8 protein-coding genes and 1 pseudogene are annotated in these 7571 nt (G+C 59.9%); 1 reads left to right on the top strand and 8 read right to left on the bottom strand.

Going from position 1 to position 7571, the window contains the following annotated elements; translation table 11 throughout:
* The coding region (locus tag AC2AXP_RS18070; RefSeq protein WP_430299840.1) for a transketolase-like TK C-terminal-containing protein at window positions 1-593 on the top strand (593 nt) is incomplete at its 5' end.
* Window positions 594-656: 63 nt separating this feature from the next.
* On the opposite strand, the gene nudK is transcribed toward AC2AXP_RS18070, so the two are convergent.
* From nudK to napF, 8 genes and pseudogenes are all read right to left on the bottom strand, one after another.
* Window positions 657-1232, bottom strand: coding sequence for a GDP-mannose pyrophosphatase NudK (nudK, locus tag AC2AXP_RS18065; RefSeq protein WP_004960046.1), 576 nt, complete (start codon window positions 1230-1232; stop codon window positions 657-659).
* A gap of 125 nt (window positions 1233-1357) precedes the next feature.
* On the bottom strand, window positions 1358-1966 hold the full coding sequence (napC, locus tag AC2AXP_RS18060) for a cytochrome c-type protein NapC (protein ID WP_198773650.1): 609 nt from the start codon (window positions 1964-1966) through the stop codon (window positions 1358-1360).
* A gap of 11 nt (window positions 1967-1977) precedes the next feature.
* Window positions 1978-2427 (bottom strand): nitrate reductase cytochrome c-type subunit, encoded by a 450-nt coding sequence (napB, locus tag AC2AXP_RS18055; RefSeq protein ID WP_004960041.1) that lies wholly within the window; start codon window positions 2425-2427, stop codon window positions 1978-1980.
* Window positions 2424-3332 carry a quinol dehydrogenase ferredoxin subunit NapH gene (gene napH, locus AC2AXP_RS18050; protein WP_484381851.1) on the bottom strand — a complete coding sequence of 303 codons (909 nt, stop codon included), beginning with the start codon at window positions 3330-3332 and terminating at the stop codon, window positions 2424-2426. The genes napB and napH overlap by 4 nt, the downstream gene beginning before the upstream one ends.
* A pseudogene (gene napG, locus AC2AXP_RS18045) lies at window positions 3332-4084 on the bottom strand (ferredoxin-type protein NapG). Before napG ends, napH begins: the two are co-directional and overlap by 1 nt.
* 9 nt (window positions 4085-4093) lie before the next feature.
* Window positions 4094-6580 carry a nitrate reductase catalytic subunit NapA gene (napA, locus tag AC2AXP_RS18040; protein ID WP_198773649.1) on the bottom strand — a complete coding sequence of 829 codons (2487 nt, stop codon included), beginning with the start codon at window positions 6578-6580 and terminating at the stop codon, window positions 4094-4096.
* Entirely contained in the window at window positions 6577-6840 is a 264-nt protein-coding gene (gene napD, locus AC2AXP_RS18035) for a chaperone NapD (protein WP_039991853.1), read from the bottom strand. The genes napA and napD overlap by 4 nt, the downstream gene beginning before the upstream one ends.
* Window positions 6833-7327: a ferredoxin-type protein NapF gene (gene napF, locus AC2AXP_RS18030; RefSeq protein WP_484381850.1), complete on the bottom strand. Its 495-nt coding sequence runs from the start codon at window positions 7325-7327 to the stop codon at window positions 6833-6835. The genes napD and napF overlap by 8 nt, the downstream gene beginning before the upstream one ends.
* Window positions 7328-7571: the final 244 nt, after the last annotated feature.

Raw genomic sequence — 7571 nt, 5'->3', positions numbered from 1 at the left:
AAGACGGCCCGACTCACCAGCCGGTGGAGCAGTTGGCCAGCCTGCGGGTGACCCCGAACATGAGCACCTGGCGTCCGTGTGACCAGGTGGAATCGGCGATTGCCTGGCAGTACGGCATCGAGCGCCATGACGGCCCGACCACGCTGATTTTCTCACGCCAGAACCTGGCGCAGCAGCCACGTGACGCCGAGCAGTTGGCCAACGTGTACCGCGGTGCCTACGTGCTGAAAGACTGTGACGGCACGCCGGAGCTGATTTTGATTGCCACCGGTTCGGAAGTGGAGCTGGCGGTGGGTGCGTATGAGCAGCTGACGGGCGAAGGGCGCAAGGTGCGGGTGGTATCGATGCCGTCCACCGACGCGTTCGACAAACAGGATGCGGCGTACCGCGAATCGGTGCTGCCGTCGGCGGTCGCCGCGCGTGTGGCCATCGAAGCGGGCATTGCCGATTACTGGTACAAATACGTCGGGCTGAACGGCGCGGTGGTGGGCATGACCAGCTTCGGCGAATCGGCGCCGGCCGAGCAGCTGTTCAAGACGTTCGGTTTCACCGTCGACAACGTGGTGGCGAAGGCCAGGGCGTTGTTGAAGTAACCGCCAGGCGGGCGAGCAGGCTCGCCCCGCGTGATGGAAAACCCGGCTACGTGCCGGGTTTTTTTATGCCAATAGGCGATTGATCTGCAGATACTGCAATAGCATGATGGTCTTGCCGTCCTTGATGCGCCCATCGGTAATCATCGCCACCGCCTGGTCAAACGGCAACTCCACCACTTCAATATCTTCGTCTTCCACCCCACCGCCACCGGTATGGCGCTGGCTATCGTCATATTCGGCAATAAAGAAATGGATCAGCTCGGTGACGCCGCCCGGCGACATATAGGCTTCAAATATCTTCTTCACCTCGCCAACCTGAAAGCCGGTTTCTTCTATCGCTTCCCGACGTGCGCACTGTTCCGGCGCATCGCCGTCCAGCAGCCCGGCACAGGCCTCCAGCAGCATACCGCTTTGGTTGCCGTTGACGTAGGTTGGCATCCTGAATTGGTTGGTCAGTACCACCGTGCCCTTGTCCCGGTTGTACAGCAGGATGGTAGCGCCGTTGCCGCGGTCATAGACTTCGCGCATCTGACGGACAAAACCACCATTTTTACGTTCTAAATCAAAAGTATATTTATTGAGCACGTACCAGTTGTCGGACAGTAGCTCTTTGTTCACATTCTCGATTTTCGCAGACATTGACCCTTTTCCGTTTCGTGATGCATCTGACCTGTTGCTCAATAGCAAAACGCAGCCGCAGTCAATTTGCAATAAAAAACCCGCCGGCCTGGCGGCACGGCGGGATCATCAGACGCCGATGGGATTCAGAAACCGTTGGCTACGTCGCGCATATCCGGCAGCTTGTGGGCAATGCCTTTATGGCAGTCAATGCAGGTCTTGCCTTCGGTAATCGCCTTGTCATGCATTTTTGCCGCCACGGTTTTCTGTGCGGTGAAATCCATATAGTCGAAGTTATGACAGTTACGACATTCCTGCGAATCGTTGGCCTTCATGCGCGCCCATTCGTTGGTGGCCATCGCCAGACGGTGGTTTTCAAACTTCTGCGGCGTGTCGATCAAACCAAACGCCTTGGCGTACAACTCCTTGCTGGCCTTGAGCTTACGCAGCATTTTAGGCCCCCACTCGTGCGGTACATGGCAATCAGGACAGGTGGCACGCACCCCGCTACGATTGTTGTAGTGCACCGTCTCCATATATTCCTCGTAGACGTTTTCACGCATTTCATGGCAGCTGATGCAAAACTGTTCGGTATTTGCCGCTTCCATGCCGGTGTTGAAACCGCCCCAGAAGATAATCCCGGCGACAAAGCCCAGCAGCAGTAAGGTACCGAGCGCCAAGCGGCTCGGACGACGCCACCAGCGCCACAAACGGCGAATCGGCCCCGGTTTTTTCTCTGTGTGTTGTTCAGCCATCGTTTCCCCGCTTACTTGCCGAAGCCCGGCATAGGCTCAAAGGTGTTACCGACAATCGGTGCCGCATCGGTTTGCGGAACATGGCATTGCAGGCAGAAATAACGACGTGGCGCGACGTTGCCGCGCACCTTGCCGTCGCTGTCCATAAAGTGCGTCGGGCTGATGCGCGGCGCGCCGGTGGTACGATAATGCTCAACGCCGTGGCATTGCAGACAACGGTTGGTATTCTTGCTGACCTGGTAACCGTCGATGCTGTGCGGGATCATTGGCGGCTGATTGACGTAGTTCAGCGCCATCCGTTCCTGCTGCTTCGGCATGTTGATTTGGCCTTCGGCGGTAGCGGCAACCTCCGGCGACTGGCTGAGATCGACATTATCGGCGGCAAACGCAACGCCGGCGATAACCAGTGACGTCAGCGCAGCCCACAAGGACAACCGCTTTCTCAGGACATTGCTTTTCATTTTTTGGCTCCCGAAGAATGGAATTGGGTGTTGATTTCAAATATGTTTTCTGCGCAGACGTCGATGCAACGCCCGCAGGCAATACAGGCGTCGCTGGCCACCTGTGGCGTGCCCTTTTGTATCAATAGCGGCTCGCGCAGGATTTGTGGCTCTGGGCAAACGTGGAAGCAGTCCATACAGCGAGTACAGTTTTCACGCCCGCTGGCGCTGACGCGCAGCACACCCTGGCTGCCGATGACGCCGTACAGCGCGCCCATCGGACAGAGGTGGCCGCACCAGCCGTGCTCAACCACCAGCAGGTCAAACAGGAACAGCGCCAACAGCAGCCAAATGCCGGCGCCGAACGCCGCCGACAGCCCGGCGAGCCAACCGGCTGCCTGGGGTGATGCGCCCTGGATCAGTCCGCGTCCCATCAGCGCTACCGGGTTGATCCATTCCCACAGCAGCGTGCCGCTGACTGCGCTGCCCGCCAACACCGCCAGCAAAATGCCGTAGCGCAGATTACGCGGCAGGTTGGCCGATTGACGCAGCCCCAGACGCCGTCGCAACCAGGCGGCCAGATCGGTTAGCGGATTGACTGGACAGACCCAGCCGCAAAACACCCGGTTACCGATCAGGCCATAGACCAGCACCACCGCCGCCCCCACCCAGGCCAGCCAGGCGGGCCAGTTGCCGGCCAACAGGCTTTGCAGCAGCATCAGCGGATCGGTCAACGGCACGGTTTCCAGCAGCAGACTGGCGCTGTAATTGCCGCGCAGGATCCAGACGCCCCACAGCGGGCCGGATAGAAACATCAGCAGAATCAGCAGTTGGCTGCTGCGGCGCAGTAGCAAAAACCGCTGACTGCGCCACCAGCCATGGCGTCGACGCGCTTCGCGCCCGGCCTCTGCCACAGGGTTGGCCATTATTGCGCCTCCTTGATGCCACGCGCCGGCAACTGCCCGTCGGTCGGCACCAACGCCTGACCGGCATGCTGTTTTTCACGCCAGCCCCAGCGATAGTGCTCACCCAACTGACCGCGCGCCAACGACAGGGGCAGTACCTTGATAGCCGCCTGCTCCAACACGCATGCCTGTTCGCACTTGCCGCAGCCGGTACAGGCGTCGCTGTGCACCGTGGGTAAAAACAGCGCGTGCTTGCCGGTGCGCGGGTTGCGCTGCATCTCCAGCGTTATCGCCTGGTCGATTTGCGGACAAACCCGATAGCACACTTCACAGCGCAAACCCTGCCAGTTCAGGCAGTTTTCGTGGTCGAGCAACACCGCCAGCCCCATACGGGCGTGGTCGATATCCGTCAGCGCCGGATCGAGCGCGCCGCTCGGGCATGCCAACACGCAGGGAATGTCCTCGCACATTTCGCACGGCACGTCGCGCGCGACAAAATACGGCGTACCGGCCGCCCGTGGCGACAACAGCGTCGCCAGTTTCAGCGTGTGATACGGACAGGCCTGCACGCATTGGCCGCAGCGAATGCAGGCGCTGTCGAATGCCCCATCGGCCAGCGCCCCCGGCGGACGCAAGGCCAAACCGTCCCGTGCCTGCTACTGTTTCTGCTGCAACCCCAGCACCAGCGCAATCCCGGCCAAGCCGGCTGCGCTGCGGGCGGCATCGCGCAGAAAGCGCCGCCGCGCCGGGGTTTTGTCTCGTTGCTGGCTCATCGCCGGCTCCTACACCTTCACCAGCTTGACCGCGCATTTTTTAAAGTCGGTCTCCTTCGACAGCGGATCGGTAGCGTCGAGAGTCAGATTGTTCACTAACTGGGCGGCGTCAAAGAACGGCATGTACACCAGCCCCTTTGGCGGACGGTTACGGCCACGCGTTTCGACGATGCTCACCACTTCGCCACGGCGCGACAGCACCTTTACCTTATCCCCACGGCGCAAATTGCGACTCTTGGCGTCCAGCGGATGAATGAACAGCACCGCTTCCGGGAATGCGCGATGCAGTTCAGGCACTCGACGCGTCATCGATCCGGTGTGCCAATGCTCCAGCACCCGGCCGGTAGACAGCCACAGATCGTATTCCCGATCCGGGCTCTCCGCCGCTGGCTCATACGGCAAGGCAAAAATCACCGCCTTACCGTCCGGCTTGCCGTAAAAACGCACCGACTCGCCGGTCTTGACGTACGGATCGGTGCCTTCACGGTAACGCCACAGGGTTTCTTTGCCGTCGACCACCGGCCAACGCAGGCCGCGCGCCTGATGGTACATATCGAAGGCCGCCAGATCGTGGCCGTGTCCGCGGCCAAAGTCGGCGTACTCTTCAAACAGGCCTTTCTGGATGTAGAAGCCGACCGCACGCGCTTCGTCGTTCAGCTGTTCCTGCGGGATCTCCGCCAGTTTGAACCGGTTGACCACCCCATTGGCAAACAGCACGTCATACAAGGTTTTGCCGCGATATTGCGGTTTCTGCGCCAGTAACGCTTCCGGCCAGACTTCTTCCAGTTGGAAGCGTTTGGCAAACTCCACCATCTGCCACAGATCGGATTTTGCTTCTCCCGGCGCGGTTACCTGCTGACGCCAGAATTGCGTGCGGCGTTCGGCATTGCCGTAAGCGCCCTCTTTTTCGACCCACATGGCGGTGGGCAGGATCAAATCCGCCGCCAGTGCGCTGACCGTCGGATACGGATCGGACACCACCACAAAATTGCGCGCATCGCGCCAGCCCGGCATACGATCCTGATTGATGTTCGGCCCGGCCTGCATATTGTTGTTGCACATCACCCAGTAGGCGTTGAGCGTGCCATCTTTCAGCGCGCGATCCTGCGCTACCGCATGCAGTCCAACCTTGGCCGGGATGGTGCCGGCGGGCAATTGCCATTTTTGTTCGGCGATCTGGCGATGCTTTTCATTGGTGACCACCATATCGGCCGGCAGGCGGTGGGCAAAAGTGCCAACCTCACGTGCGGTACCGCACGCGGACGGCTGGCCGGTCAGCGAGAACGGCCCGCAGCCCGGTCGGGAAATCTTGCCGGTCAGCAAGTGCAGGTTGTAACACAGGTTATTGGCCCACACGCCGCGGGTATGCTGGTTGAACCCCATGGTCCAGTAGGAAACCACCTTGATGTCAGGATCGGCGTACAGTCTGGCCAGCGCTTCCAACTGGTCTGGTGCCACGCCGCTCAGTTCCGCGGTTTTTTCCAGCGTGTACTCGGCGACAAACGCCTTGTAGTCCTCGAAGCTCATCGGCTCAGAGGCGTCGCTGCCAGGGTTTTTGGCGGCTTTTTCCAGCGGGTGGGTCGGGCGCAGGCCATAGCCGATGTCGGTGGCGCCCTTGCGAATGTTGACGTGCTGCTTGAGGAATGTCTGATCGACCGCATCGTGCTGGATAATATAGTTGGCGATATAGTTCATGATCGCCAGATCGGTCTGCGGCGTGAACACCATGGCGTTGTCCGCCAGTTCGAAACTGCGGTGCTCAAAGGTCGACAACACCGACACGTTGACCTTGTCATTGCTCAAACGGCGATTAGTGATGCGCGACCACAGGATCGGGTGCATCTCCGCCATATTGGATCCCCACAGCACGAAGGCGTCGGCCTGCTCGATATCGTCGTAGCAGCCCATCGGTTCATCCATGCCAAAGGTGCGCATAAAGCCCACCACCGCCGACGCCATGCAGTGACGCGCATTCGGATCGAGGTTGTTGGAGCGCAAGCCCGCCTTGAACAACTTGGCGGCGGCGTAGCCCTCCCAGATGGTCCATTGGCCGGAACCGAACATGCCGACCGCCTCCGGGCCTTTTTCCTGCAAGGCGGCCTTGAACTTTTCGGCCATGATATCGAAGGCACGATCCCAACCGATCGGCGTGAACTCACCTTCTTTATGGTACTGACCATTTTTCATGCGCAGCATCGGTTGCGTCAGGCGATCCTTGCCGTACATGATTTTTGGCAGGAAATACCCCTTGATGCAGTTCAAACCACGGTTGACCGGCGCATCCGGATCGCCCTGCGAGGCAACGATACGGCCATTCTGCGTACCGACCAGCACGCCGCAGCCGGTACCGCAGAAGCGGCATGGTGCCTTGTCCCATTTGATCTCTTCCGTGCTGCCAACCACGGCTTGCGCCACCGTCGGTATGGTCAGCCCGGCCGCCGCTGCGGCTGCCGCTGCCGCGTTGGCCTTCATAAAGTCTCGACGACTGAGTTTCATGGCGTTACCTCACCTTGCTCATCTTGCTGGTGATACACCAGCGACACCGCCAGCACGCCGTCCAGATTGCGCACCGACTCGATTTTTTCCAGCAGCGCATTGGAGTGCGCGGCCTGCAATACCACCACCAGCTTGCCCTGCGCCCGGTCCTGCGCCGGAATTTCGCTATCCGGGATCGCCAGCAGCCTGGGCAACAGCTGTGGGAATTTTTCCGGCCGGGCCTGTACGACCAGCCCGCTGACGTGCCATTGGTTATTCATGGTGTTCACTCCGGGTTAAGCTGATTGCGGCCGTTGGGCAGCCTGCAACGCAGGCGCCACAGCCGTTGCAGGCGATAGCGTTTAGCGTGGGATGGGCCACGCCGCCCAGGCGCGGCCGAAAGCGAATCGCCCGCGGTTCACAGCTGTCCTGACAGCTGCGGCACTCCACTCCACGCAAGGCCAGACAGCCGGCATCAACCACGGCGTGCAGCCGCCACGGGGGGGTATTGAGCGGATGAAACAGCGCGGCGTCGCACGCGCTGGCGCAATCGCCGCAGAAGGTGCATTCCGCCTGGGTGAAGTCAATTTCCGGGTACCCGCCGCTGCCGACACGCAGCACGCCGGTCTCACAGGCGTTGATGCACGCCTGGCAACGGCTGCAACCGGCGATAAAACGAGATTCAGCCAGCGACCACGGAGGACGGATCGCCGTTGAGGGGTGACGCCATTGTCCACTGAGCAGTTTGCGCCGCGACAATTCGGCCATGCTATTTATCCTTGACATTGCTGTGTGCAAATCCAATGGCGATTTAATCGCCTTTTTGTTGTTTTAATCGGTCTTTCACCGCTGTGGGCACAGCTAAAATAGGTCGTAACCTTAGGAGTAGATAATCACCCTAAAGGGGTAAATCGGGGGGTAGCTTGCGCCAGATCAAACTCTTATCGTCTGTAGGGTCATTCGATGCCAATTTTTCCGCCGCAGCGCTATTACGTAATGTATATAACGATAG

It is taken from the genome of Serratia sp. Sp408 (assembly GCF_057180665.1).
This window is presented reverse-complemented; position numbering and strand designations above follow the sequence as displayed.

Excerpts from the sequence above, each read along its gene's own strand:
- nudK (WP_004960046.1), bottom strand. The coding sequence starts at position 1,232 with ATGTCTGCGAAAATCGAGAATGTGAACAAAGAGCTACTGTCCGACAAC.
- napC (WP_198773650.1), bottom strand. The coding sequence starts at position 1,966 with ATGGCTGAACAACACACAGAGAAAAAACCGGGGCCGATTCGCCGTTTG.
- napB (WP_004960041.1), bottom strand. The coding sequence starts at position 2,427 with ATGAAAAGCAATGTCCTGAGAAAGCGGTTGTCCTTGTGGGCTGCGCTG.
- napH (WP_484381851.1), bottom strand. The coding sequence starts at position 3,332 with ATGGCCAACCCTGTGGCAGAGGCCGGGCGCGAAGCGCGTCGACGCCAT.
- napA (WP_198773649.1), bottom strand. The coding sequence starts at position 6,580 with ATGAAACTCAGTCGTCGAGACTTTATGAAGGCCAACGCGGCAGCGGCA.
- napD (WP_039991853.1), bottom strand. The coding sequence starts at position 6,840 with ATGAATAACCAATGGCACGTCAGCGGGCTGGTCGTACAGGCCCGGCCG.
- napF (WP_484381850.1), bottom strand. The coding sequence starts at position 7,327 with ATGGCCGAATTGTCGCGGCGCAAACTGCTCAGTGGACAATGGCGTCAC.